Source organism: Pseudomonas sp. Lb2C2 (assembly GCF_052112205.1).
Lineage (GTDB): Bacteria > Pseudomonadota > Gammaproteobacteria > Pseudomonadales > Pseudomonadaceae > Aquipseudomonas > Aquipseudomonas kilonensis.
On record NZ_JAUTYW010000008.1, the window covers coordinates 79,174 to 103,699 of the forward strand.

Below are 24,526 nucleotides of genomic sequence, written 5' to 3' on the forward strand. Positions count from 1 at the left end.
ACCGCTCTGGATCGGCGTCCTTGCCGCAGGTTGCCATGGGATGTGCTCATGGCAATGGGTCCTGGTATTACAGAAGCGAAAGCGGGTAGCTGATGAAGATACGGTTCTCGTCGAATTCGTTGGTGCTGAAGTCGCGACGAATCGATGCGTTACGCCATTTCACATTGAGGCTCTTGAGCGCGCCGCTCTGCACGGTGTAGGCCAGTTCGGTTTCACGGCCCCATTCCTTGCCATCGTCGACCGTGGCGGTGTGCACGTTGTCGCCGCTGATGTAGCGGTTCATCAGGGTCAGGCCCGGCACGCCGACGGCGGCGAAGTTGAAGTCGTGGCGCACTTGCCAGGATTTTTCCTGGGCGTTGTCGTAGCTGGAGTTGTAGCTGTCGTTGGCCAGGGTGCCGCCGCTGGTGCCGTTGACGCGCATCCAGGCGTCATCGCCGCTGAGTTTTTGCAGGCCGACGTAGAAGGTGTTGCCACCGTATTTGGCCGAGAGCATGGCGAACGCGGTTTTGTTGTCCAGGTCGCCGGCCAGGGCGCTGCCGTCTTCCTTGCCGATGAAGTAGCCGAGGTTGGCGCCCAGGGTCCAGTCGCCGATAGGCTGGCTGTGGGTCAGGTTGAAGTATTTTTGCTGGTAGATGTCGGACAGTTCCGAGTACCAGACGCCGACCTGGGTGCGTTTTTCGTTGAAGGCGTATTCACCGCCGCCGAAGTTGAAACGGTCGGAGGTGAACGCGCCGCGGCCGTTCATCGACATGTCTTCCATGCTCGCGTCGTTGCGCGGGCTGTTGGCGCGGAACTGCCCACCGTAGAGGCTCAGGCCGTTGATTTCGGTGGAGGTCACCTGGCCGCCGCGGAAGGTTTGCGGCAGGGAGCGGCCATCGTCGGAACGCAGGATCGGCAGCACCGGCATCCATTCACCGACCTTCAGTTCGGTCTTCGACACTTTGCCCTTGAGGGCCACGCCCAGGCGACCGAAGTCGTCGGCGGGGCGACCATCATCATGCACAGGCAGCAATTGTGTACCGGCCGTGCCACGGCCGCCGTCGAGCTTGACCGAGTACATGCCCAGCACATCCACGCCGAAACCGACCGTGCCCTGGGTGAAGCCGGACTTGGCGTCGAGGATGAAACTCTGGGTCCATTCCTCGGCTTTGCCTTGGGCGGCATTGTCGTTGACGAAGTTGCGGTTGAAATAGGCGTTGCGCAAGTTCAGCGTGGCCTTGGCGTCATCGACGAAGCCTTCGGCGTTGGCGGTGGTGGGCAGAAACGCGGCAAGGCTGCTGCAGCCGAGTAGTAGCAGCGTGGGGCTGGCGTTGAGAAGGGTACGGCGGTTTGGACGGTTGTCGGGCGAAAAACGGACACGTGTGCTCACTATGACGCTCCCTACTTTTTTGTTGTTTTTATTTGTCATACGTCGTCGTACAACATGCTGAGGATTATTTGGAAGCCGCTCCTCGTTGTCAACTGGCCATTATCGGAAATATCCAACTTGAGGGTGCTTCAAAATGAGGCGTTTCAACGGTTGCCACCGATCGAGGTCAAGATCGCAGGCCGTGGTGCCGGGGCAAATTCGAGGTTTGAGAATAGCGGGGAGGGTGCTTGGTTATGCGATGACTGGTCTAAGACATTAGTCGAATGTTGGTGATCGGAAGGCTTAAGCGGGCTCTTGTGGCGAGGGAGCTTGCTCCCGCTGGACTGCGAAGCAGGCCCCAGTTTTTTGTGTCAACGCAGAGTTTTTTGGGGCGGCTTCGCCACCCAGCGGGAGCAAGCTCCCTCGCCACAGGTGTTTTGTTAACCCAGGCTTCCAGTGCAACAGGGGGGCGTGTTTATCCAGATGTAGGATCGTTCGGGATCGGGCTACGTTGTCTTGCGCCGTTGCCTACAACTGCGCCAGAATCCGCCGGCTTGTGCGCCTTGGGGGCAGGGCTTTATCGTTTCCGGGTCGCTGATTGAATCAGCGATCGGGTTTGGTAGCCCGGACTCTCTACATGACGCACAGCTTCACTTTTTACAGGTGCATCTCAGCATTTGTATCAATGGTGGCCATGCGTAGGGCGCTCTCGAGCGCGCCGGTGTTCATGTGGACCGGTCTACCAACCTTCGTATGGCCGCCACCCTTCGTTTGGTAGCGAGGGTGATGGTTCCTCCAATTCCACATGAGATTCCATTTATGTTCAAAGCAACCCCCAACCCACCGGACACCGATCCGACTTCACCGCGCAAGAAAACCAAGACCCAAAAACTCGACGAAGCCGCCGAGCGCGCCCTCAACTATTACCTGAACCCCAAACCGGACAAACCCGAAGCCGATGCTGCGGCCGGCCAGCTCTTCACCGTCGTCAAAGGCGTCGACACCGAAACCCTGCTCGCCAACCTCAGCGAAAACCTGGCCTCGGCCAACGCCATGGTCAGCGACCTGGCCTTCGACCTGGAAGGTCCCAGGCGCCACATCGCCCTGGGCATCCAGCAACTGATCGAGCTGAGCGCAATGCTGGCGAACCGCGCGCTGGATAACGTCGAAGCGCGCCCGTCGACATAGCGCATCATCCTGAACAGACACATAGTCAAAATGTGGGAGCGAGCTTGCTCGCGATAGCGGTGGTTCAGCCAATCACAACGTAACTGACCTACCGCTATCGCGAGCAAGCTCGCTCCCACGGGATACCCAGTGTTTTCAAAGTTGGGTGAATGCTAGTCTTGACCAACGCTGTTGCCAGGGAGCCCTCATGGGCAATCTAAGCTCCCGGTTGAGCCTTCAAGCCTGCTCTACATGATCTGCGCCTCGACTCAGCACTACGCCGACTTCTACCACCAGATCAACATCCTCAACGATGATTAGCCTAGTCGTGGAATTGAATTTATTGCGGTCTTTGGCCACGAATTTCCTTCGCGTAATTTTCTACAGCACTGCGCATGGCAGCTTTTCTATTATACTCTTCACGATACCTAAGTTTATCGTACTTACGCTTTTGTTCCTGGGTGTTCGGCGTATGGGTTCTCGACTTTTTAAATTTATTAAATTCATCTAAAGCCTGCTGATGCCGTACTCGAAATGTACTGTCTGCGTATTGATCCAGAGAAGGTCTGAGGGCCTCCCATATTAATACTCCCTCATCTAGGTTTTTTCTAAATTTTTGTTGGCGTGTTGGATCAATATTTTGGGGGGGAACCTTCTTCAATCTCTTTGGGGCTGATCCTGCTGGCTTCTGTCTGCTAGTGGACACAGAGGAGGCGGGGCGACTGGCGCTAGGCTTTTTTAGTAATTCTCGAATTTCGCTTGACGGGCCTGGCATTGGTTCTGAGGCAGATTGGGAAATGGTTTGAGAAACAGTTCTGGATGGGAGGCTCTCTCTCCTTGGTGTAAGTACACTTTCATAAACTATTTCTATGGATATTCTGACCCGTTTTTTGAAGACAGAAAGAGCACCATTCCCACTCGGATCATACCAATTAATCGGATTCCCCCCACAATAAGCATACGGATTAATCCCCCCGTCCCCAAAAGGACTCAACTCATCCGGACTATTAAACCGCATCAATACCGGATTAAAAGCCCGATTACCCTGTCCCAGCAAATAGTGCCCGGTTATTGGATCAGGCCGTTCACCGTTGAAACCGAGCAAGCTGCTCAAGCCACTTTCAGCAGGCTGGTGACCATATGCGGTATAGGCCAGATGCTGGGTGTCTGTGGCTGTCAGGGTGTGCAAAACCGAATCTTGTTGATCCGTTGCCAGCAGCGTCGTCTCGGCGACGTTGGCGATGCTTAGCCGTTGCGCCAGTGGCTGGGCTTCATGGCGAAGGATCGTGAGTTGTACCTGGCCTTCTATCTCATTGACCAGTTCGCTTTCTTTATAAAACCGTTGTGTGCTCAAGCACTCCGGGGGCTTCAAACCGGTGAGGCGATCCAGTGGGTCATACTGATAGCGGCACAATATCTTCATCGATGACGGCGACATGGGCTTGGTACTTCCTGGCGAACGCTACCGAATCAGATTCGAATATTTTTCTAATGATGTCTACTAACAGGACTGTTAGTTCGAGAGCGTGTTTTTGGTGGTGGGCGGACCGGCAACAACGCATCCGTGTTTGAACATGTACTGACCTCCATGGAGACCCGACGAGCCAGCTCGTTCCGACAACCGACACCAATCGTCGTCAGTTGCTGCAAATCATCGCCAGGCCGTCTGACGGGGGTGATGTTGAACGAAACGGCCTGACGCGGTCTTTCAGGCAGACCGCATCAGCCGGTTTACGACTGCTGCGCAGCCGAGCGGGAGCAAGCTCCCTCGCCACGGAAGTCTGTGTTTATCCAGATGTAGGATCGTTCGGGATTGGGCTACGTTGTCTTGCGCCGTTGCCTACAACTGCGCCAGAATCCGCCGGCTTGTGCGCCTTGGGGCCAGGGCTTTATCGTTTCCGGGTCGCTGATTGAATCAGTGATCGGGTTTGGTAGCCCTGGTGTCGGTGCATAACGTCATCTCTTGCAAGTGCAATCACGCACTTCGCTTTTTGGTGGCCATGCGCAGGGTCTCTTCCGAGGCGCCGGCTCCGATGCCCGGTCTACCAACCTTCGTATGGCCGCCACCCTAATTCGTTTGGTAGCGAGAGGGTGTTGGCTCCCATCTACAGCATCGGAGCTTCATCTATGTTCAAACCAACACCCAACCCACCGGATACAGATCCCTCCAACTCAAAAGCGTTCGACAAAGCCGCCGACCGCATCCTCGACCACTACCTCAAGCCCAAACCCAGCAAACTCGAGGCCGATCCCGGCCAACTGTTCACCGTCGTCAACGGCGTCGACACCGAAACCCTGCTCGCCAACCTCAGCGAAAACCTGGCCTCGGCCAATGCCATGGTCAATTACCTGGCCTTCGACCTGGAAGGTCCCAGGCGCCACATCGCCCTGGGCATCCAGCAACTGATTGAACTGAGCGCAATGCTGGCGAATCGTGCGCTGGATAACGTCGAAGCACGCCAGCCGACATAGCGCACTCCCCCTGTGGCGAGGGAGCTTGCTCCCGCTGGGCTGCGCAGCAGCCCCAAAATAGACTGGCGCGGTTTTCCTGGGATACCGCGCCAGCCGGTTTACGACTGCTGCGCAGCCGAGCGGGAGCAAGCTCCCTCGCCACAAAAGCTGCCCCACAAGGATCCCCAGTGTTTTCAAAGTTGGGTGAATGCTAGTCTTGACCAACGCTGTTGCCAGGGAGCCCTCATGGGCAATCACAAGATCGAGATTCGTCGCAGTAACGTCGAGAAAATCCTGTTGGCCGCCGAGAAGGTCTTTGCCGAGAAAGGCTTCGGCAGTACCGCCATGGCCGACATCGCCGCCGAAGTGCAATTGCCCCGTTCCAACCTGCATTACTACTTCAGCACCAAGAGCGAGCTGTACAGCGCCGTGCTGTTCGATCTGCTGGAAGTCTGGAAGCAGGACGCCTTGTGTTTCGAAATGTTCGACGACCCCCGGGTGGTGCTCAGCAGCTACATCCGCGCCAAGATGAACCACTCCCGCAGCCGACCCTACGGCTCCAAGGTCTGGGCCAACGAAATCATCCACGGCGCCCCGACGCTGGGCCAGGCGCTGGACGCCAGCCTCTATGACTGGGCGAAGATGAAGGAAGCGAAAATCCGCCAATGGGTGGAGGACAAACGCATCCTCCCGGTGGAGCCTTCAAGCCTGCTCTACATGATCTGGGCCTCGACCCAGCACTACGCCGACTTCGACCACCAGATCAACATCCTCAATGATCATCAGCCGCTGTCGGACATGCAATTCGAACGGGCGGTGCAGACGGTGACCAGTGTGATTTTGCGGGGGATTGGGTTGGAGCCATAACCTGGGTGCCGGGGTATAACGCCGGAGGTGTATGGAAGTTGAAGAAATGCTGCTTATTTTTTTTGCTTGCCAATTACACCGGAAATTTTGAGGGCGCTCTGCTTGGCGAGTTTTCGAACTTGGGGGACTTTCCATTTTAGCTTACGAAGCCGTTTTTCCGACGTTTCGTTCTTTTCGTCCTTTCGAATTTTTTTTATCTCTTCTAGAGTGTCTATTTCGTTTGTAAGTTTGTCGAATTTTTTTTGCAGTTTTGGGTCTGCCGGTATCGGATTCTCCACAGATACTACTCTGTCGTACAAGAGTGCATTCGCATCGAGTTTTTCGCGATAGATGCGTTGAGATGTTTGATACTTGAGTTCCTCTTCAAGGTTTACTGCCACTCTTCGTCCCTTAGGTGGTGGCTCAGGAGGCAGTTTTTTTATCGGGGGTTCGACATATCGTTGGGACCAATCAGTTTTTGGTTTGTAGGGTCGCTGAGTAGGTCCGACTATTACTGATTTTCTTACTATTACTGAATTTCTTAGCATGGGGGCACGAGTAGGAGAAGGAATATTCCCACTCGGATCATACCGATTAACCGGATCCCCTCCACAATAAGCATACGGATTAATCCCCCCATCCCCAAACGGACTAAACTCATCCGGGCTATTAAACCGCATCAACACCGGATTAAAAGCCCGATTACCCTGTCCCAGCAAATAGTGCCCGGTTATTGGATCAGGCCGTTCACCGTTGAACCCGAGCAAGCTGCTCAAGCCACTTTCAGCAGGCTGGTGCCCGTATGCGGTGTAGACCAGGCGCCGAGTGTCTGTGGCTGTCAAGGTTTGCAGCACCGAATGTTGTTGATCCGTTGCCAACAGCGCCGTCTCGGCGACGTTGGCGATGCTCAGTCTTTGCGCCAGCGGCTGGGCTTCATGGCGAAGGATCGTGAGTTGTATCTGGCCCTCGATCTCATTGACCAAATCGTTTTCTTGATAGAACCGTTGTGTGCCCAAACTTTCCAGAGGCTTCAAGCCTACGAGGCGATCCAGTGGGTCGTATTGGTAGCGGCACAGTATCTTCATCGATGACGTCGACATGGGCTTGGCTCTTGCGGATGGATTCGGCTGTGTCAGGCTCAGGGATTTTTTCAGTGGCGTCTACTAGCAGAACTGTTAGTCAAGAGGGGGCGTCTTGAGGTTTTTGGTGTGGCTGATGGCCTCATCGCGAGCAAGCTCGCTCCCACACTGGATCTCTGGTGTACACAACATCTGTGAACGACATGATCCACTGTGGGAGCGAGCTTGCTCGCGATGGCGCCAGTCCAGGCACCCTAACCCTCAGGCAGTGACATGATAGGGATTACGCGGATCATGATTCCAATCCAGGAACGGCTTGCCGGTGTCCACCGTCACCATCTCGATGCAGTCCTGCACCGGGCAGGTGATTTGGCACAGGTTGCAGCCCACGCATTCGTCATCGATCACTTCATATTTATGGGTGCCGTCAGCCTGCTTGAGACTGGCGATGGCCTGGTGTGAGGTGTCCTCGCAGGCGATGTGGCAGCGGCCGCATCCGATGCAGGCTTGTTGATCGATCTTGGCGATGACCTGGTAGTTGATGTCCAAGTACTTCCAATCGGTGGTGTTGCCCACCGCGCGACCGGAAAACGCCTGGAGGTTGGCGTGCCCGTGATCGTCCATCCAGCGCGACAGGCCGTCCTTCATCTCTTCGACGATGCGAAAACCATGCAGCATCGCCGCCGTGCAAACCTGCACCGCGCCGCTGCCCAGGGCGATGAATTCGGCGGCGTCGCGCCAGCTGCCGATGCCGCCGATGCCGCAAATTGGCAAACCTTGGGTCTGTGGGTCACGGGCGATTTCGGCGACCATGTTCAGCGCGATCGGCTTGACCGCCGAACCGCAATAACCGCCATGGGTGCTCTGGCTGCCGACGCTGGGCAGGGCGACCATGCGGTCCAAATCGACGCTGGTGATGGAGTTGATGGTGTTGATCAATGACACCGCATCCGCGCCGCCGCGATGGGCCGCGCGGGCGGCGACGCGGATGTCGGTGATGTTCGGCGTGAGCTTGACGATCACCGGCAGCGAACAATAGGTCTTGCACCAGCGGGTCACCTGCTCGACGTATTCCGGCACCTGGCCGACCGCCGCGCCCATGCCCCGTTCCGGCATGCCGTGGGGGCAACCGAAGTTCAGCTCGATGCCGTCGGCGCCGGTGGCTTCCACCAAAGGCAGGATGCGTTTCCAGGACTCTTCGACGCAGGGCACCATCAGCGACACGATCAACGCCCGGTCCGGCCAGTCCTTCTTCACCTGGGTGATTTCCCGCAGGTTGATCTCCAGCGAACGGTCGGTGATCAGCTCGATGTTATTGATGCCCAATACCTCGCGATTGGCACCGTAGTGGGCCGAATAGCGCGAGGACACGTTCACCGCTGCCGGATCCTCCCCGAGGGTTTTCCAGACCACGCCACCCCAGCCGGCCTCGAAGGCACGCACGACGTTGTAGGCCTTGTCGGTGGGGGGCGCGGAGGCCAGCCAGAACGGATTGGGGGCTTTGATGCCGGCGAAGACAATCGATAGATCGGCCATTTACGCAGCCTCCACGTTGAGCATCAATTGAGCGTTGATCGCCTCGGCGGCGAGCTTGCCGTGCTGCACGGCCTGCACGGTGAGGTCTTGATCCAGGCTGGTGCAGTCGCCGCCGGCGTAGACACCGGGAATGCTGGTGCGCAGGTGTTCGTCCACCAAAATCCGCCCGTCCTGGCGCTTGAGTTCCCGGGCCAGCGGATCCACCAGCGCGTTGTCGTCGAAGGCTTGGCCGATGGCTTTGAAAATGGCGTCGGCGGGCAGGTCGAAGGTGTCGGTGCCGATGACCAGCCGGCCGTTCTCCAGGTGCGTGCGGGAGAAGCGCATGCCGCACACATGCCCGGCGCCATCGAGCAACACCTGTTGCGGTTGGGCCCAGGTCAGCAGGCGTACCTGATTGGCCTTGGCGATGTCTTGCTCGTGCAAGGTGGCCCCCATGTCTTCAAGGCCGCGACGGTAGACCAGGTTGACATCCCGGGAGCCGAGGCGAGCCATTTGCACGGCCATGTCGATGGCGGTGTTACCGGCGCCGAGGACGATGCAACGGTCGGCCAGGGGCAACTGGCTGAGGTCGTCGGCCTGGCGCAGTTCGCGGATGTACTCCGTGGCGGCCAGCAGCCCCGGAGCCTGTTCATCGCTCAGGCCCAGTTGTTTGCTGGCGGCCAGGCCGAGGCCGAGGAACACTGCGTCGAACTGCTGGTGCAGGTCGCTCAGGCTCAGGTTCTCGCCGAGTTTCTGACCGTGGCGGATTTCGATGCCGCCGATCTCCAGCAGGAAGTCCAGTTCACGTTGGGCGTAGTCGTCCACCAGTTTGTACTTGGCGATCCCGTATTCGTTGAGGCCACCGGCTTTGTCCCGGGCTTCGAACATCACCACCTCATGGCCGTGCATTGCGCTGCGATGCGCGCACGACAACCCCGCCGGCCCGGCCCCGACCACGGCGATGCGCTTGCCGGTGGCGGCGGCTCGCTGGAACGGGTGCTCGCTGAAGTGGGCGTTGTCCACCGCGTAGCGTTGTAGTGAGCCGATCAACACCGGCGCGCATTCATGGGCGTTGTTGCGCACGCAGGCTTGCTGGCACAGGACCTCGGTGGGGCAGACCCGGGCGCAACTGCCGCCGAGGATGTTGGCCGAAAGAATCTTCTGCGCCGCGCCTTGGACGTTGTCCTGGTGGATGTTGCGAATGAACGAGGGAATGTCGATCTCGCTTGGGCAAGCATTCACACACGGCGCGTCGTAGCAGTACAGGCACCGGGACGCTTCCAGGTGGGCCTGGCGCGCGTTGAGTGGCGGCGCCAGGTCGCTGAAGCGAGCGGCGAGGGTGGCCGGGTCTTCCTGGGAATGGGGGAGGTGACTCAAGGGCTGGATCATGGAATGGGCCTCACGGTGTTTGAGGTGCTGCCTCTGGTGGGCAGTGGTTTTTTTCGTTGTCTGGACTGACGCCTTCGCGAGCAAGCCCGCTCCCACATGGAATCTGTTGTGTACACAGATTCTGTGCCTGCCCGAGATTCAGTGTGGGAGCGGGCTTGCTCGCGAAGGCCGAAGGCCTCGATTTCAGCGTTTCACGGCGGTTGGCTTATTCAACTCCGCCCGCTTGCTCAGCAAATCGAACACCGCCGGATACGCCGGCCGTTCGATGTAGCGCCCGGCGCCGCGTTCGGCCCGCAGGTCGCCATCGGCCCAGACCAGCCGACCCTGGCTGATGGTGTGGCTGGGCACGCCGCGTACGGTCTTGCCTTCGAAGATGTTGAAGTCCACTTGCTGATGGTGGGTCTTGGCGGAAATCGTGCGAGTGCCTTGCGGGTCCCAGAGCACCAGGTCGGCATCGGCGCCGACGCGGATCGCCCCTTTGCGTGGGTAGAGGTTGAAGATCTTCGCGGTGTTGGTGGAGGTGAGGGCGACGAAGTCCTGCATCGACAATTTGCCGCTGTTGACCCCTTCGTCCCAGAGCACCGCCATGCGGTCTTCGATACCGGCGGTGCCGTTGGGGATCTTGCTGAAGTCGTCACGGCCGGCGGCTTTCTGTTCGGCACAGAAGCAGCAGTGGTCGGTGGCGGTGGTGTGCAGGTTGCCGGACTGCAAGCCGTGCCAGAGTGCGTCTTGATGCCCGCGCGGACGGAAGGGCGGGCTCATCACATAGCCGGCGGCGGTCTGCCAGTCCGGGTCGCGATAGACGCTGTCGTCCAGCAACAGGTGCCCGGCGAGTACTTCACCGTAGACCGGTTGGCCCTTGCTGCGGGCGTAGGTGATTTCGTCCAGTGCTTCCTTGGTGGACACGTGCACCAGGTACAGCGGCGTGCCCAAGGTTTCGGCGATGCGGATGGCGCGGCTCGCGGCTTCGCCTTCCACTTGCGAGGGCCGCGACAGCGGATGGGCTTCGGGACCGGTGATGCCCTGGGCCAGCAGCTTGCGTTGCAGGTGATAGACCAGTTCACCGTTCTCGGCGTGCACGGTGGGCACAGCGCCCAGTTCCAGACAGCGCTCGAAGCTCGCCACCAACGTGTCGTCGGCGGCCATGATCGCATTCTTGTAAGCCATGAAATGCTTGAAGCTGTTCACGCCGTGATGGCTGACCAGTTCGGCCATTTCTTCACGAACCTGCTCGCTCCACCAGGTGATTGCCACGTGAAAACCGTAGTCGCTGGCGCTTTTCTCGGCCCAGCCACGCCATTGATGAAAGGCTTCCATCAGCGATTGCTGGGGGTTGGGAATCACGAAGTCGATGATCGAGGTGGTGCCGCCGGCGAGGCCTGCCGCCGTGCCGCTGAAGAAGTCTTCACTGGCGACCGTGCCCATGAACGGCAACTGCATGTGCGTATGAGGGTCGATGCCGCCGGGCATCAGGTATTGGCCGCTGCCATCGAGAACTTCGACGCCGGCTGGAACATCCAGGTTTTCACCAATGGCCTTGATCACGCCGTCGGCACACAACACATCGGCGCGATAACTTTCATCATGGGTAATAACGGTGGCACCACGGATCAACAGAGACATTCCGAGTTCCTCGCAGGCATGACCGACTGTTGCCGGTTCTTTATGTTTTATCGATCACGGTTATTGAGTGACGACGTCGTGCAGATTTTCATTCTTGTCACGACTGTCAGGATTAGACGCTAGCTGGAGTTATTGAAATGAGCAAGATTATTTTTTATAAGCTTATTCAATTGTTAAGTAATTGAAATTAAAGGATTAAATTATAAAATCACCAAATTGGTGAGCGTGCTCACCATTTTGACGCACTTGACAGGATCGTTATTTGAGCGAGATTTATCATGGTAAATCAGCGGCTTGAAAGCGCTTGAAGTGCGGTCCAGACACCTCGCCTTGATTCGGGGTGCACCACTTTGAATCTCGAACTCGACAGGACGTACAGGTCATCTAGCCTCAAGTCGATGAGCACGAAGTGAAGCAGGGCGGTTAATTGGCTTTAAATCTTTAGATATCAAATGTTTGAGAAGGTTATATCGATCACCCGGTCAGCTCGGCGCGTTATTCGGCACGGTTATTGAGTGCCGTCGTGGCTTGGCGGGGTGGTCGGTAGCACGCGTGCAAGTACTCCGGCCATCGCCAGTCGATGAGCAAAAATAATGAAAACAGTGGAGCGGACATGACCAGATCAACAGTGACTGAGCGCGACGGGTTGTTCGAGCTTGAAGCCGGCAGCGACGTCCTCGACAGCCCCCGTTATAACCACGACATCGCGCCGACCAAGGTGCACGAGCGAACCTGGAACAAATGGCACATCACCGCATTGTGGGTGGGCATGGCGATCTGCGTGCCGACCTACACCCTCGGCGGCGTGCTCACCGCCTATTTCGGCCTGACGGTGGGCGAGGCGCTGCTGGCGATTCTGTTTGCCAACATCATCGTGCTGATCCCCCTGACCCTGAACGCCTTTGCCGGGACCAAGTACGGCATTCCGTTTCCGGTGCTGTTGCGCTCGTCCTTCGGCGTGATTGGCTCCAACGTGCCGTGCCTGATTCGCGCGCTGGTGGCGTGTGGCTGGTTCGGCATCCAGACCATGTTCGGCGGGCTGGCGATCCACCTGTTTCTCGGCTCGGTGTTCGACGGCTGGAAGAGCCTGGGTGGCACCGGCGAAGTGATCGGCTTCATGGTGTTCTGGGTCATCAACCTGTGGGTGGTGCTGCGCGGTGCCGAGTCGATCAAGTGGCTGGAAACCTTGTCTGCACCGCTACTGGTGCTGGTGGGGGCCGGGCTGTTGGTGTGGGCGTTACCCAATGTCTCGTTGACTGAACTGATGGCGGTCCCGGCCAAACGACCAGAAGGCGCCGGGGTGACCAGCTACTTCCTTGCCGGCCTGACGGCGATGGTCGGTTTCTGGGCCACACTGTCGTTGAACATTCCGGACTTCAGCCGTTACGCCAAGAGCCAGAAAGACCAGATCGTGGGGCAGATCATCGGCCTGCCATTGACCATGTTCCTGTTCGCTTCCCTCGGCGTGGTCATGACCGCGGCCTCGGAAAAACTGGTGGGGGTGACCGTCTCCGACCCGGTGACCTTGATCGGGCACATCCAGAGCCCAGTGTGGGTGGCGCTGGCGATGGTGCTGATCATTGTCGCCACGCTCTCGACCAACACCGCCGCCAACATCGTCTCGCCCACCAACGACTTCCAGAACCTGGCGCCGAAACTGATCGGCCGTACCAAGGCGGTGATGCTCACCGGGCTGGTGGGGTTGGCGCTGATGGCCCACGAACTGCTGAAGAAACTCGGCCTGATCGTGTCCGAGGTCAGCCTGGAGTCGGTCTATTCCAATTGGCTGCTGGGGTATTCGAGCCTGTTGGGGCCGATTGCCGGGATCATGGTGGTGGATTATTTCCTGATCAAGAAACAGCAACTGGACCTGGCCGGGCTGTACCGTGACGACGTTTACCCAGCGTGGAACTGGAACGGCTTCATCGCCTTTGGCGTGCCGGTGGTGCTGACGCTGCTGTCCCTGGGCAGCGATGCGTTCAGTTGGTTCTACAGCTACGGCTGGTTCACTGGCTCGGCGCTGGGCGGGGTGATTTATTACGGGTTGTGCAGTATGCGAGCAAGCCCGTCCGTTGCCAAAACAGCGGTGTGAAGGAGGGCCTCATCGCGAGCAAGCTCGCTCCCACAGGGGATGTGCTGTGCACACAGATTTTGCATCCACCCAAATCCAATGTGGGAGCGAGCTTGCTCGCGATGGCGGCCTCAAGTACACCAAAAACATGCCTGGAAAAATGGAGATCCCCATGAACGCAGCCATCGACGTTCTGCAATCCACCCATCAGCACATCAACCGCGATCGCCTGTGGCAATCGCTCATGGACCTGGCCCAGCTCGGTGCCACGGTCAAGGGCGGGGTGTGCCGATTGGCCCTGACCGACCTCGACCGCCAGGCCCGCGACCTGTTTGTGCAATGGACCCAGGCGGCGGGCTGCACCGTCAGCATCGATGCGGTGGGCAATATCTTCGCCCGTCGCCCGGGGCGCAATCCGAACCTGCCGCCAGTGATGACCGGCAGCCACATCGACACCCAGCCCACCGGTGGCAAGTTCGACGGCTGCTTTGGCGTGCTCTCCGGGCTGGAGGTGCTGCGCACCCTCAATGACCTGAACATCGAAACCGAAGCACCGCTGGAAGTGGTGGTGTGGACCAACGAAGAAGGCTCGCGTTTCGCTCCGTGCATGATGGGCTCCGGGGTGTTCGCGGAAAAATTCACCCTCGAAGAAACCCTCGCCAAGGTCGACGCCGAAGGCATCACCGTGGGCCAGGCGCTCAATGCCATCGGTTATGCCGGCTCGCGCCCGGTCAGTGGGCATCCGGTAGGGGCATATTTCGAGGCACACATCGAACAGGGGCCGATCCTCGAAGACGAGGGCACGACCATCGGTGTAGTAATGGGCGCCCTGGGACAGAAGTGGTTCGACCTGACCTTGCGCGGCGTTGAAGCCCATGCCGGCCCGACGCCGATGCACCTGCGCAAGGACGCCCTGGTGGGTGCCTCGATCATCGTCGGCGCCGTCAACCGTGCCGCCTTGGGTCATCAACCCCATGCCTGTGGCACGGTCGGCTGCCTGCAAGCCTATCCGGGGTCGCGCAATGTCATCCCTGGCGAAGTGCGCATGACCCTGGACTTCCGTCACCTGGAACCGGCGCGCCTGGATTCGATGATCGCCGAGGTCAAGCAGGTGATCGAAGACACCTGTCGGCAGCACGGCCTGACCTTCGATTTGAAACCCACGGCCGACTTCCCGCCGCTGTATTTCGACAAGGGCTGCGTCGACGCGGTACGCGGTGCCGCCCAGGGGCTGGGCCTGTCCCACCTGGACATCGTCAGCGGTGCCGGCCATGACGCGATTTTCCTCGCCGAACTGGGCCCGGCCGGGATGATTTTCGTACCCTGCGAAGGCGGCATCAGCCACAACGAAATCGAGAACGCCGCCCCGGACGACCTCGCCGCCGGCTGCGCGGTGCTGCTGCGAGCGATGCTGGCCGCCTCCCAGGCGATTGCCGAGGGGCGCATGGCGGCTTGAAGGAATCGATGCACTATTGCAAACCCATGTGGTCGTAACTTTCAACGCATCCATGCTTGAAACCTACTGACCACATGGAGACCCAATGAATCAGCAAGTCCCGACCACCGATACCAACCGTCGTCAATTGCTGCAGATCATTGCCGGGCTGTCCGACGGGGTGATGTTGATCGAGGTCGACCAGACCATTGCCTGGGCCAACGCGGCGGCCTTGGCGATGCACGGGGTCGAGGACCTCAGTGGGCTGGGCACCACGGGGAGGCAATACGCCCGGCGTTTCAATCTGCGTTATCGCAACAACCACCCACTGTCCGACGACAACTACCCCATCGCCCGGGTTGCCCGTGGCGATGAGTTCAGCGATGTGCTGGTGGAAGTCACGCCCCAGGCCGACCCGGATCGCACCTGGGTCCATCGCATCCGCAGCATGGTGCTGGCCGACCGCAACGGCGAGCCGGAACTGCTCGTGCTGATCCTCAGCGATGCCACCGAATGGGCCAGCGCCGAGCAGCGTTTCGAAAAAACCTTCGGGGCCAACCCGGCGCCGGCGGTGATCTGTCGCCTCAGTGACCTGCGGTACATCAAGGTCAATCCGGGGTTCCTGGAGATGACCGGCTACAGCCGCGAGCAGGTGATCGGGCGTTCGGTGTATGAGCTTGATGTGCTTGAAGCCGCCGAAAGGCGCGACCTGGCCATCGAACGCCTGGGGCAGGGCGCGACCATTCCGCAAATGCAGGCCGAGTTGAAATTGCCCGACGGCACCAGCAAGCAGGTGATCGTTGCCGGCCAGCCGCTGGACCTGCACGACGAAGACTGCATGCTGTTTTCCTTCATGGACATGGAGCCGCGACGCAAGGCAGAAACGGCGCTGCGCCAGAGCGAGGAGCGCTTTGCCAAGTCGTTCCGCCTGTCGCCCGTACCGACCCTGGTGTGCAGCGCCGAACAGCAGTTGCTGGAAATCAACGAGGCGTTTCTGCAGACCACCGGTTACGCCAGCGAAGAACTGTTGGGCAAAACCGTGGAGGAAATCGGCTTTCTCGCCAAGGACGCCAGCGCCGCGCTGTTTGCCCGGTTGGAAAAGGCTGCCGCTGTTTCAAGTATCGACGTCAAGGTACACAAGAAGGGCGGCGAACTCATCGACTGTGAAGTGGCTGCTGATACGGTGGTCATCCAGGACAAGCCTTGCTATCTGCTGGTGCTGATGAACATCACCGAACGCAAGCGCTCGGAGCTGGAGTTGGTGGCGGCAATCGAAGAAGTGATGAAAGACGCTTCCTGGTTCAGCCGGACCCTGATTGAAAAATTGGCTAACGTGAAGAGCATCAACGCCCAGGTGCCCAGCGTGTCATTCACCGAACTGACGGCCCGGGAGCGCGACGTGCTGGGGCTGATTTGCGAAGGCCTGGCAGACAAGGAAATCGCCGCGCGCCTGAAGCTGGCGCCCAACACCGTGCGCAATCACGTGGCGACGCTGTATTCGAAACTGGATGTCCATAGCCGCAGCGAGGCGATTGTCTGGGCGCGGGAGCGGGGTTTATTCGCCAATGAATGGCGAATGAAGGCACCATGATAGCCAGTGCAAATGCACCGGGCATGCTGGTGCAAATTCGGGTTTTGCATGGGGGGGCGGTTCCTTAGGCTGTCAGTGTGCGACATCGTCTGTGATGTCGTGTCCCCACGAAACAGTCAAGGAATACGCCACAATGTGCAGCGAACGAAACCAGTATGAGAGCGACAGGATGTCTACGCGGACCCGGAGGTTGGAGCTGTCTATCGTTCATTTGCGCCCCCGGGGCTGAGGTGCATCGCATGACCCATCTGGCCCCCTTGCGCACCCGCCTGGAAGAAAGCTTTACGCCGCTGGCCTGCGAATGCAGCCTCAATGGCGACGGTACCCTCACCGTACGTCTGTATCACCGTGAAAGCGGTGAGGTGGACCTGGTGGTGAGCGGCATGAGTGTCGACAGCGTCCGCTCGGAAGAGAGCATTGCCAAGTTGATCGACGAGCTGCGCTATGAGCTGGAAAACATCCCGCTGCATCGCAGTGACCCGGCATAAATGATCAGGACAGCCTGATCACCAGAGATCGGGCACCGCACACCTTGTGGCGAGGGAGCTTGCTCCCGCTGGGGCGCGCAGCGACCCCCCAAAAAACCTGCCAAACCGTATCTGCCGGTTTACGACTGCTTCGCAGCCGAGCGGGAGCAAGCTCCCTCGCCACAGGTGCTGCTCCCGCCCTATGGCTACAACAACGTCGCCCGGCAATCGAGCACCAACCGCGCGCCGCCGTGTTCGCTGCTGGCCACCTCCAGCGTGAACCCATGCAGATTGACGATCGCCGCGACGATCGACAGGCCCAGGCCGAATCCGCCGTGCTGGCTGCTGCCCTCGGCACGGTAGAAGCGGCGAAACACGGCCTTGCGCTCCGCCTCGGGAATGCCCGGGCCCGAATCGAGCACTTCGATGCGCGTGCTGTCGCCCTGATCGACCCCACGCAGGATCACCGTGCCTCCCGGCGGGGTGAACTTGATGGAGTTGCTCAGCAGGTTCGACACGGCCTCGAACAATAATGCCCGGTCGCCGTTGAGCAGCGGCAGGGCGTCGGGCGCCTCCAGGATGAAGGTCAGCTCGCCTTCCTCGGCCAGCGGCAGGTAAAAGTCATGCAGCTCCTGCAGTAACTGCAAAGGGTCGAGGCGCACGAAGCCTGAGCGCCGCTGCTGGTCTTCCAGCTCGGAAATCCGCAACAAGCCACGAAAGCGCGCCATCAGTGTGTCGGTCTCGGCGATCACCTGGTCCATTTGCAAGGCCTCGGGCGAACCGTCCGGCGCTTGCTGCTGGATGCGATAAAGTTGGGCACGCAGACGCGTCAATGGGGTGCGCAGGTCATGGGCGATGTTGTCGCACACGCCCTTGACCTCATTCATCAAGCGTTCGATGCGCTCGAGCATGGCATTGACGATCGCCGCCAGCATGTCCAATTCATCACGCCGGCTCGACAGCGGCAGGCGATGGGTCAGGTCGCCGGCAACGATGGCTTCGGCACTGGCCTGCAGTTTGCGAATCCGCCGCAACGGTCGCCGGCGCAGCAGATGCCAGCCAGCGATGCCCGGCAGGATCGTCAGCGATACTCCCCAGAACAGCGCGTGCAAGATGATCCGCGTCACGGCGAACAGCGAGCCGTTGTCCCGGGCCAGGACCAACCACCGGCCGTCCTGGGTTCGGGTCGCCACCGCGTCGCAGCTGTCGGAAGGCACGCCCGGTTCATCGGAATCGACGCAGCCGCCGAGCATGTGGATCTTGCCGTCCAGCGGCAGGTCGGCAGGAACGCGCTGGATCGGCCCGCTCAAATGGCGCAATTGCGGATCGAACAGGCCGTAGGCATCGACGCCGCGCTCGTCCAGCGTCAGGCTGGCCATGAGCGCGTCTTCCAGTTGATCGCCATGGATGCGGGCGAACAGGTGCTGGCGCTGCATCAAGGAGTGCTTGGCCAGGCTGTCGAGGTAGCCAAACACTTCGTAATACATGACCCCCATCAGAATCGCGCTCCAGATCACGAACAGCGAACTGTACAGCGCCAGCAGACGGCTGCTGGAGGAGCGCCAGCCCTTAGCGGGGTTCAGCAATGACATAGCCGGAGCCCCGTACCGTGCGAATCAGCGGTTCCAGGCCCGGCGGGTCGATTTTCTTGCGCAGGCGGCCGATGTGGACATCGATCAGGTTGGTGCCTGGGTCGAAGTGATAGCCCCAGACTTCTTCGAAAATCATCATGCGCGAGAGGATCTGCCCACTGTTGCGCATCAGGAATTCCAGCAGCTTGTACTCGGTGGGCAGCAGGCTGAGCAGTTGCCCGTTGCGGCTGGCTTCGCGGCTGATCAGGTTCAGCTCCAGGTCGGCCACCCGCAGCACGGTTTCCGGCTCGCGGGCGCCATTGTTGCGCCGCAGCAGCACTTCAACCCGGGCGGCCATTTCGTCGGTGGCGAACGGCTTGGTCAGGTAGTCGTCGCCGCCGGCCCGCAGGCCACGGACCCGTTCATCCACGTCGGAGAGGGCGCTGATCATCAGGATCGGCGTGGCCACGCCCATGGTGCGCAGCGTGGTGACGATCACCAGGCCGTCGAGCTCGGGCAGCATGCGGTCAAGAGTGATCAGGTCGTAGTCGCCGCTTACCGCCCGTTCCAGGCCTTCGCGGCCGTTGTCGACCCAATCGACGTCCAGGCCGTTGCGGGTCAGCTCGGCAACGATTTCACGGGCGGTCACGGCGTCGTCTTCGATGGTCAGGATGCGGTTCATGGGCGGTACCGTGTTGGGAAGTTGGTGCTATTGCGCAGCATTCTGCCAAAGAATACCTGTCGGCTTTCTGAAAAAAAGTTCATGAGCCGGCGAACCGATTCGCTGGCCTGGATCAACACTTGGTCACAAATAATCCCTAACATAAATTTCGCGCGCACTATCATGTGGCGTCTGTTGCCCTGCTTTGGCGCATTGCCGCTGCCGGGCACTGATGCGAACCGGTGATGGTGTGCCGCAAGGAGCCGCGCCCCCACAGAATCTTCAAGGAAGAGCAGTATGATGCAACCTTCAGACCTTCTACGCCGAAAATTCGATATCCAGCCGCTGGTACAGGCCGACATGACAGTGCGCCTGGACGGGCAGGCTGTCAGTGCTGCCCACGGTGAAACCGTCCTCACCGTCATCCAGTCCCTGGGGCAACGCCAGGTGGCCCGCAACGACCACGACCAGATCAGCGGCGCCTACTGCGGCATGGGCGTGTGCCAATGCTGCCTGGTCAGGATCGACGGTCGCCACAAGCGCCGCGCCTGCCAGACCCTGGTACGCCCCGGCATGCAGATCGAAACCCGGGTCAACCGCATCACCGAAACGGAGGCGCCATGAGCCTCGATCCGGTGATTGTCGGCGGTGGGCCGGCGGGCATGGCCGCCGCCATCGAGCTGGCCACGCATGGGGTGCGTTGCACCTTGCTCGAAGAGGCACCGCGCCTGGGTGGCGTCGTCTACCGTGGGCCGCTGCGCGACGGTGTCAGCCTGGACTACCTGGGCCCGCGCTACAGCGAAGCCCTGGAGAAACTCCACGGTGAATTCCAGCAACACGCCGGCCTGATCGACGTGCGATTGAGCAGCCGGGTCATCGGTGCCGAAGGCTTCCGGGCGCTGATGCTGCTGGATGCCGACGAGCGCCTGGTCGAGGTCGCCTATTCCCATCTGGTCCTGGCGGCCGGTTGTCACGAACGCAGCGTGCCGTTTCCTGGCTGGACCCTGCCGGGCGTGATGATGCTTGGCGGCTTGCAATTGCAGATCAAGAGCGGTGTGGTCAAGCCGCCGAGCCCGGTGGTGATCGCCGGCACCGGTCCGTTGTTGCCACTGGTGGCTTGCCAACTGCACGCATCGGGCGTGGCGGTGGCGGGGGTGTATGAGGCCTGTGCGTTCGGCCGGATTGCCAAGGAAAGCCTGGCGTTGCTGAACAAGCCGCAACTGTTCCTCGACGGCCTGAGCATGCTGGCCTACCTCAAGCTCAATCGCATTCCCGTGCGCTATGGTTGGGGCGTGGTGCAGGCTGACGGCGAGGGTGAGTTGAGCGTCGTTACCGTCGCGCCTTATTCCACGAACTGGGAGCCCGACCTCAAACGCGCTGAACAGGTACCGGCCCAGACGTTGGCGGTCGGCTACGGGTTTATCCCGCGGACTCAATTGAGCCAGCAGATGGGCCTGGAGCACGGTTTCAGCGACGACGGCTATTTGCGGGCCGTGTCCGATGCCTGGCAACAAAGCAGCGAAGCGCACATTCACCTGGCCGGCGACATGGGCGGGATTCGCGGCGGTGAAGCCGCCATGCTGAGCGGACGCATCGCGGCGCTGTCGATCCTGATGCAACGTAACGTGCTCGATCCATCCACGGCCCTGGCGCACCGCGAACGCTACCAGGCGCAACTGGAGCGGATCATTCGCTTTCGCGCCGCCGTGGATCGCTACACCCAACGTGGCGCCGGGCAAACCGCATTGCCGGCCGCCGATACGGTGATCTGCCGCTGCGAGCACGCCACCCGCGCCGACATCGACCGGGCGCTGGAGCAAGGCGTGCAGGACATGGCCAGCCTGAAGATGCGCACCCGCGTGAGCATGGGCGATTGCCAGGGGCGGATGTGCGTCGGCTATTGCAGCGACCGCTTGCGCGAGGCCACCGGGCGTGCCGACGTGGGCTGGCTGCGGCCGCGTTTCCCCATCGATCCGATTCCCTTTTCAGCGTTCCAGAACGTCGGCATGGAGGCCGTTTCCCATGATTAAGGATTATGACGTGGTCATCGCCGGTGGCGGTGTGATCGGGGCCTCCTGTGCCTATCAACTGTCCAAGCGCAAACACCTGAAAGTCGCCCTGATCGACGCCAAGCGCCCCGGCAACGCGACCCGTGCGTCGGCCGGTGGCCTGTGGGCCATTGGCGAGTCGGTGGGCCTGGGCTGCGGGGTGATTTTCTTTCGCATGATGTCGGCCAACCGCAAGCGCCAGACCCAGGGTGCGGCGGTGGCGGTAGATGCCAGCACGCCGCACATCCTGCCCGAGTCGTTCTTTGATTTCGCCTTGCAGTCCAACGCGATGTATCCGCAGCTGCACCGCGAGTTGATCGACAACCACGGCATGGATTTCAAGTTCGAGGAGACCGGGCTCAAGTTCGTGATCTACGACGATGAAGACCGTTTGTACGCCGAGCACATCGTCGCCTGCATTCCCCACCTGGCAGACCAGGTGCGCTGGCTTGACCAGGTTGCCCTGCGTGAGGCAGAGCCGAATGTCAGCCATGAAGCCCTGGGGGCGCTGGAGTTTCTCTGCGATCACCAGGTCAGCCCGTTCCGTCTGGCCGACGCCTACACCGAAGGCGCCCGGCAGAACGGCGTCGACCTGTTCTTCAACACCAGCGTGACCGAGGTGCTGCGCAGCGGCACGCGGGTGACAGGCGTGAAAACCGCGGAGGCGGGGACGTTCAACTGCCGGACCTTGATCAACGCGGCCGGTGCCTGGGCGGCGGACCTGAGTGAGCAGGCCACTGGCGTGCGGATTCCGGTCAAACCGGTCAAGGGGCAGATCCTGTTGACCGAGCGCATGCCGAAAATCCTCAACGGCTGCCTGACCACCAGCGACTGCTACGTGGCGCAGAAAGACAACGGTGAAATCCTCATTGGCAGCACCACCGAAGACAAAGGCTTCGACGTGACCACGACCTATCCGGAGATTGAAGGGCTGGTGCAAGGCGCGGTGCGCTGTATTCCGCAACTGGCCGACATCAACCTGAAACGGACCTGGGCCGGCCTGCGCCCGGGGTCACCTGATGAACTGCCAATCCTGGGGCCGATGCGCGGGGTGGAGGGTTATCTCAATGCCTGCGGGCATTTTCGCACCGGCATCCTGACCTCGGCCATCACCGGGGTACTGCTGGATAAACTGGTGAACAACGAACCGTTGCCGCTGGACATCACCCCGTTCCTGGAAGATCGCTTCGAGGTGGCGTCGACAGTAAAGCCCCAGGAAATGGAACTGGCCTGAAGAAACTCTGTGGGGAACACATATCCCACAGTCACCCGAAAACAAACTGTGTGCGAGCCTGTGGGAGCAAAGCTTGCTCGCGATAGCGGTATGCCAGTCAACATTGTTGCTGGATGATCCAGTGCTATCGCGAGCAAGCTTTGCTCCCACAGGTGCTCTGGTTACCCCCAGGTTTTTTTGTTCACGGCCGATTATTCCATCGGCGTACTGACAAACGCCTCCAACCCTTCGGCATAGGCGGTGAACGCGCTGATCAACGGGAAAGCCTTGCCTTGCACCTGGTCCGGCACCACCAGGTTGGTGAAGCTCCAGGCCACTGCCACGGTAATGCCGGCCTGATCGAGTTTGCCATCAGTGCCCAGCGGCTGTTTCTCCAGTTCCTGCTCCAGCATTCCATAAGCCGCAGCCAGTTGGCCTTCCACGCGTTCAACCCAGGGGGCGTGCTGGATCTCTGTCGGTCGCAGGTTGCGTTCGTAGTAGATCTGCACCGACTTCTCGCACGCCGCCAGGGCCAAGCCAATCAGGCGCAGTGCGCGCAGCCGTTGGCCAATGTCGGCCGGCATCAAGCTTTTCCCCGGGGCGGCCAAGGCCTCCAGGTAATCGATGATCAACGTGGAATCCATCAGCACGTCGCCGTCGTCCAGTACCAGGGTCGGGGCCTTGACCACCGGGTTGATGCGCTGGAACTGTTCGAAATGCCTGAACACCGAAACGGACTCGTGCTCCAGGGCAACCCCCAGGCACTTGGCGGAAATGGCGACGCGTCTTACATAGGGCGAGTCCAGCATGCCGATCAGTTTCATGACTTCTCCTTGAGTAATCCTTTGCGGGCGTTAATCCTCGAACCCGACCTGTTCATGGATTTCATCGACCTTGAGTTCCAGTCGGTAAGCCACGGCGATGAACAACGCCTGGCACAGGCACAACGTGGCACTCAACGAACGGAAGGCGAAGGAACTGCCTTCGTTGACCAGCAGCACCGCGTTGGCCCGTTTGGCCAGGGGCGAGAGGTTGCTGTCGGTGATGATCAGGGTCTTGGCCTGGTGGTGCTGGGCAATGCGCAGGCAGTGCTGGGTTTCCTTGCCATAGGGCGTGAAGCTGATGGCGATGACCAGGTCGTTGGCACGCACGCTGCGCATCTGCTCGCGGTAACTGCCCCCCAGACCGGACACCAGGTGAATGCGTTTATTGGTGTGTTGCAGGTTGTAGACCAGGTAATCGGCGACCGCGAACGAGCGGCGTACACCCACCACGTAGATGTTGTCGGCGTTGACCACCAGGTCCACGGCCTTTTCGAACGCCTGGTCGTCCAGCTCCAACCCCAGGCGCTCGATGCCCGACAGGGTGGCGTTGACGCACTCGCGGGCCAGGTCGCCGCCGCTGGCCTTCTGCGACTTGTTAGCGATCATGCTGCGGATGCGCTGCTGGTAGTTCTGCACCGGGGTGGTCTTGTGAGTGTAGGCCTCGCGGAACAACGCCTGCATTTCGCTGAACCCGCTGAAACCGAAACGCTGGGAAAACCTGACGATGGCCGAGGGGTGCACTTCGCATTCCCGGGCGATGTCGCTGATGCGGTCGACCATGATCCGGTCGCTCTGCTGGCTCATGTAGCTGGCGATGCGTTTGAGCTGGCGCGGCAGGCTTTCGTATTCATCGGTGATCAGTTGCAGCAGGCGCTCGGCATTGATCGGTGGGCTCGAGAGCGCGGGTTCGGACGCGCTCTCGGACGGCGCCGGCAGATCATCGGGGCGGGTCATAGAAAATCCTTCTGGCTTGTTCTTATTGGGCGGCCCGAAAAAAGGCCGGCCCTCGACAATAGGTTGGCTGGTCGCAGTCTACAGCGTAGGCGCAGGGAAAATCATGGGCGGACAAATGTTGCAGTAGTGGCTGAAACGATGCACTGCGGTTGGCTCGCTTCGCTCATAGCGTATTGGAAAAAATATTCCACGTAAAAAATTTATAGAATAATTATTGATTATTGCGCGCCGCTCGTTTTAGTCTGCATTCACCAACAGCGTTGGCGCCGGTTT

The 24,526-nt window shown here is 60.0% G+C and carries 20 protein-coding genes and 1 pseudogene; 11 read left to right on the forward strand and 10 right to left on the reverse strand.

Going from position 1 to position 24,526, the window contains the following annotated elements; genetic code table 11:
* Positions 1-67: 67 nt before the first annotated feature.
* On the reverse strand, positions 68-1,369 hold the full coding sequence (locus Q7F16_RS23555; RefSeq protein WP_217870545.1) for an OprD family porin: 1,302 nt from the start codon (positions 1,367-1,369) through the stop codon (positions 68-70).
* Between the two features lie 798 nt (positions 1,370-2,167).
* Here Q7F16_RS23555 and Q7F16_RS23560 point away from each other — a divergent pair.
* Entirely contained in the window at positions 2,168-2,536 is a 369-nt protein-coding gene (locus Q7F16_RS23560) for a DUF6124 family protein (protein ID WP_409556563.1), read from the forward strand.
* A gap of 201 nt (positions 2,537-2,737) precedes the next feature.
* Positions 2,738-2,830: pseudogene (locus tag Q7F16_RS23565) on the forward strand (TetR family transcriptional regulator C-terminal domain-containing protein); the annotation flags it as partial.
* Between the two features lie 25 nt (positions 2,831-2,855).
* On the opposite strand, the gene Q7F16_RS23570 reads toward Q7F16_RS23565, so the two are convergent.
* Positions 2,856-3,953, reverse strand: a complete 1,098-nt coding sequence (locus Q7F16_RS23570; RefSeq protein WP_409556564.1) for an RHS repeat-associated core domain-containing protein — start codon at positions 3,951-3,953, stop codon at positions 2,856-2,858.
* A gap of 689 nt (positions 3,954-4,642) precedes the next feature.
* Here Q7F16_RS23570 and Q7F16_RS23575 point away from each other — a divergent pair.
* Complete coding sequence (locus Q7F16_RS23575; RefSeq protein ID WP_409556565.1) at positions 4,643-4,987, forward strand: DUF6124 family protein; 345 nt, start codon at positions 4,643-4,645, stop codon at positions 4,985-4,987.
* Positions 4,988-5,212: 225 nt separating this feature from the next.
* The gene (locus Q7F16_RS23580; protein ID WP_003202912.1) at positions 5,213-5,833 is read left to right on the forward strand and encodes a TetR/AcrR family transcriptional regulator; all 621 of its coding nucleotides are present in this window, start codon (positions 5,213-5,215) and stop codon (positions 5,831-5,833) included.
* A 53-nt stretch (positions 5,834-5,886) separates the two neighbouring features.
* Here Q7F16_RS23580 and Q7F16_RS23585 read toward each other — a convergent pair whose 3' ends face one another.
* From Q7F16_RS23585 to hydA, 4 genes are all read right to left on the reverse strand, one after another.
* Positions 5,887-6,912: an RHS repeat-associated core domain-containing protein gene (locus Q7F16_RS23585; RefSeq protein WP_409556566.1), complete on the reverse strand. Its 1,026-nt coding sequence runs from the start codon at positions 6,910-6,912 to the stop codon at positions 5,887-5,889.
* Positions 6,913-7,152: 240 nt separating this feature from the next.
* On the reverse strand, positions 7,153-8,427 hold the full coding sequence (preA, locus tag Q7F16_RS23590) for an NAD-dependent dihydropyrimidine dehydrogenase subunit PreA (RefSeq protein ID WP_014337854.1): 1,275 nt from the start codon (positions 8,425-8,427) through the stop codon (positions 7,153-7,155).
* Complete coding sequence (locus tag Q7F16_RS23595; RefSeq protein WP_409556567.1) at positions 8,428-9,795, reverse strand: NAD(P)-dependent oxidoreductase; 1,368 nt, start codon at positions 9,793-9,795, stop codon at positions 8,428-8,430.
* A gap of 183 nt (positions 9,796-9,978) precedes the next feature.
* Positions 9,979-11,418 carry a dihydropyrimidinase gene (gene hydA / locus Q7F16_RS23600; protein WP_409556568.1) on the reverse strand — a complete coding sequence of 480 codons (1,440 nt, stop codon included), beginning with the start codon at positions 11,416-11,418 and terminating at the stop codon, positions 9,979-9,981.
* 613 nt (positions 11,419-12,031) lie between these two features.
* On the opposite strand from hydA, the gene Q7F16_RS23605 reads away from it, so the two are divergent.
* The 4 genes from Q7F16_RS23605 to Q7F16_RS23620 all read left to right on the forward strand — a co-directional run bounded on the left by Q7F16_RS23605 (position 12,032) and on the right by Q7F16_RS23620 (position 17,003).
* The gene (locus tag Q7F16_RS23605) at positions 12,032-13,510 is read left to right on the forward strand and encodes an NCS1 family nucleobase:cation symporter-1 (protein ID WP_057451090.1); all 1,479 of its coding nucleotides are present in this window, start codon (positions 12,032-12,034) and stop codon (positions 13,508-13,510) included.
* 151 nt (positions 13,511-13,661) lie between these two features.
* Entirely contained in the window at positions 13,662-14,945 is a 1,284-nt protein-coding gene (locus Q7F16_RS23610) for a Zn-dependent hydrolase (RefSeq protein ID WP_046064009.1), read from the forward strand.
* An 85-nt stretch (positions 14,946-15,030) separates the two neighbouring features.
* Positions 15,031-16,515 (forward strand): helix-turn-helix transcriptional regulator, encoded by a 1,485-nt coding sequence (locus Q7F16_RS23615; RefSeq protein WP_409556569.1) that lies wholly within the window; start codon positions 15,031-15,033, stop codon positions 16,513-16,515.
* 239 nt (positions 16,516-16,754) lie between these two features.
* Positions 16,755-17,003, forward strand: a complete 249-nt coding sequence (locus tag Q7F16_RS23620; RefSeq protein WP_024619842.1) for a DUF1652 domain-containing protein — start codon at positions 16,755-16,757, stop codon at positions 17,001-17,003.
* Positions 17,004-17,188: 185 nt separating this feature from the next.
* Here the strand turns inward: Q7F16_RS23620 and Q7F16_RS23625 are convergent, their stop codons facing one another.
* Both Q7F16_RS23625 and Q7F16_RS23630 read right to left on the reverse strand, forming a co-directional pair.
* Positions 17,189-18,574: a sensor histidine kinase gene (locus Q7F16_RS23625; RefSeq protein WP_046064007.1), complete on the reverse strand. Its 1,386-nt coding sequence runs from the start codon at positions 18,572-18,574 to the stop codon at positions 17,189-17,191.
* Positions 18,552-19,235: a response regulator transcription factor gene (locus Q7F16_RS23630; protein ID WP_039592999.1), complete on the reverse strand. Its 684-nt coding sequence runs from the start codon at positions 19,233-19,235 to the stop codon at positions 18,552-18,554. Before Q7F16_RS23630 ends, Q7F16_RS23625 begins: the two co-directional genes overlap by 23 nt.
* A gap of 276 nt (positions 19,236-19,511) precedes the next feature.
* Here Q7F16_RS23630 and hcnA point away from each other — a divergent pair, with 276 nt between their 5' ends.
* The 3 genes from hcnA to hcnC are packed head-to-tail and all read left to right on the forward strand — an operon-like array spanning position 19,512 to position 22,496.
* A complete protein-coding gene (hcnA, locus tag Q7F16_RS23635; RefSeq protein WP_409556570.1) occupies positions 19,512-19,838 on the forward strand; it encodes a cyanide-forming glycine dehydrogenase subunit HcnA in 327 nt (108 codons plus the stop codon).
* A complete protein-coding gene (gene hcnB / locus Q7F16_RS23640; protein ID WP_046064006.1) occupies positions 19,835-21,244 on the forward strand; it encodes a cyanide-forming glycine dehydrogenase subunit HcnB in 1,410 nt (469 codons plus the stop codon). Before hcnA ends, hcnB begins: the two co-directional genes overlap by 4 nt.
* Positions 21,237-22,496 carry a cyanide-forming glycine dehydrogenase subunit HcnC gene (gene hcnC / locus Q7F16_RS23645; protein ID WP_079302341.1) on the forward strand — a complete coding sequence of 420 codons (1,260 nt, stop codon included), beginning with the start codon at positions 21,237-21,239 and terminating at the stop codon, positions 22,494-22,496. The genes hcnB and hcnC overlap by 8 nt, the downstream gene beginning before the upstream one ends.
* 191 nt (positions 22,497-22,687) lie before the next feature.
* On the opposite strand, the gene Q7F16_RS23650 is transcribed toward hcnC, so the two are convergent.
* Together Q7F16_RS23650 and Q7F16_RS23655 are read right to left on the reverse strand one after the other, a co-directional pair.
* On the reverse strand, positions 22,688-23,299 hold the full coding sequence (locus Q7F16_RS23650; RefSeq protein ID WP_409556571.1) for a glutathione S-transferase: 612 nt from the start codon (positions 23,297-23,299) through the stop codon (positions 22,688-22,690).
* Positions 23,300-23,329: 30 nt separating this feature from the next.
* Entirely contained in the window at positions 23,330-24,253 is a 924-nt protein-coding gene (locus tag Q7F16_RS23655; protein ID WP_014337867.1) for a MurR/RpiR family transcriptional regulator, read from the reverse strand.
* Positions 24,254-24,526: the final 273 nt, after the last annotated feature.

What these genes read in the sequence shown, in the direction of transcription:
- Q7F16_RS23560 (WP_409556563.1), top strand. Translation starts at nt 2,168, where the DNA reads ATGTTCAAAGCAACCCCCAACCCACCGGACACCGATCCGACTTCACCG.
- Q7F16_RS23570 (WP_409556564.1), bottom strand. Translation starts at nt 3,953, where the DNA reads ATGTCGCCGTCATCGATGAAGATATTGTGCCGCTATCAGTATGACCCA.
- Q7F16_RS23575 (WP_409556565.1), top strand. Translation starts at nt 4,643, where the DNA reads ATGTTCAAACCAACACCCAACCCACCGGATACAGATCCCTCCAACTCA.
- Q7F16_RS23580 (WP_003202912.1), top strand. Translation starts at nt 5,213, where the DNA reads ATGGGCAATCACAAGATCGAGATTCGTCGCAGTAACGTCGAGAAAATC.
- Q7F16_RS23585 (WP_409556566.1), bottom strand. Translation starts at nt 6,912, where the DNA reads ATGTCGACGTCATCGATGAAGATACTGTGCCGCTACCAATACGACCCA.
- preA (WP_014337854.1), bottom strand. Translation starts at nt 8,427, where the DNA reads ATGGCCGATCTATCGATTGTCTTCGCCGGCATCAAAGCCCCCAATCCG.
- Q7F16_RS23595 (WP_409556567.1), bottom strand. Translation starts at nt 9,795, where the DNA reads ATGATCCAGCCCTTGAGTCACCTCCCCCATTCCCAGGAAGACCCGGCC.
- hydA (WP_409556568.1), bottom strand. Translation starts at nt 11,418, where the DNA reads ATGTCTCTGTTGATCCGTGGTGCCACCGTTATTACCCATGATGAAAGT.
- Q7F16_RS23605 (WP_057451090.1), top strand. Translation starts at nt 12,032, where the DNA reads ATGACCAGATCAACAGTGACTGAGCGCGACGGGTTGTTCGAGCTTGAA.
- Q7F16_RS23610 (WP_046064009.1), top strand. Translation starts at nt 13,662, where the DNA reads ATGAACGCAGCCATCGACGTTCTGCAATCCACCCATCAGCACATCAAC.
- Q7F16_RS23615 (WP_409556569.1), top strand. Translation starts at nt 15,031, where the DNA reads ATGAATCAGCAAGTCCCGACCACCGATACCAACCGTCGTCAATTGCTG.
- Q7F16_RS23620 (WP_024619842.1), top strand. Translation starts at nt 16,755, where the DNA reads ATGACCCATCTGGCCCCCTTGCGCACCCGCCTGGAAGAAAGCTTTACG.
- Q7F16_RS23625 (WP_046064007.1), bottom strand. Translation starts at nt 18,574, where the DNA reads ATGTCATTGCTGAACCCCGCTAAGGGCTGGCGCTCCTCCAGCAGCCGT.
- Q7F16_RS23630 (WP_039592999.1), bottom strand. Translation starts at nt 19,235, where the DNA reads ATGAACCGCATCCTGACCATCGAAGACGACGCCGTGACCGCCCGTGAA.
- hcnA (WP_409556570.1), top strand. Translation starts at nt 19,512, where the DNA reads ATGATGCAACCTTCAGACCTTCTACGCCGAAAATTCGATATCCAGCCG.
- hcnB (WP_046064006.1), top strand. Translation starts at nt 19,835, where the DNA reads ATGAGCCTCGATCCGGTGATTGTCGGCGGTGGGCCGGCGGGCATGGCC.
- hcnC (WP_079302341.1), top strand. Translation starts at nt 21,237, where the DNA reads ATGATTAAGGATTATGACGTGGTCATCGCCGGTGGCGGTGTGATCGGG.
- Q7F16_RS23650 (WP_409556571.1), bottom strand. Translation starts at nt 23,299, where the DNA reads ATGAAACTGATCGGCATGCTGGACTCGCCCTATGTAAGACGCGTCGCC.
- Q7F16_RS23655 (WP_014337867.1), bottom strand. Translation starts at nt 24,253, where the DNA reads ATGACCCGCCCCGATGATCTGCCGGCGCCGTCCGAGAGCGCGTCCGAA.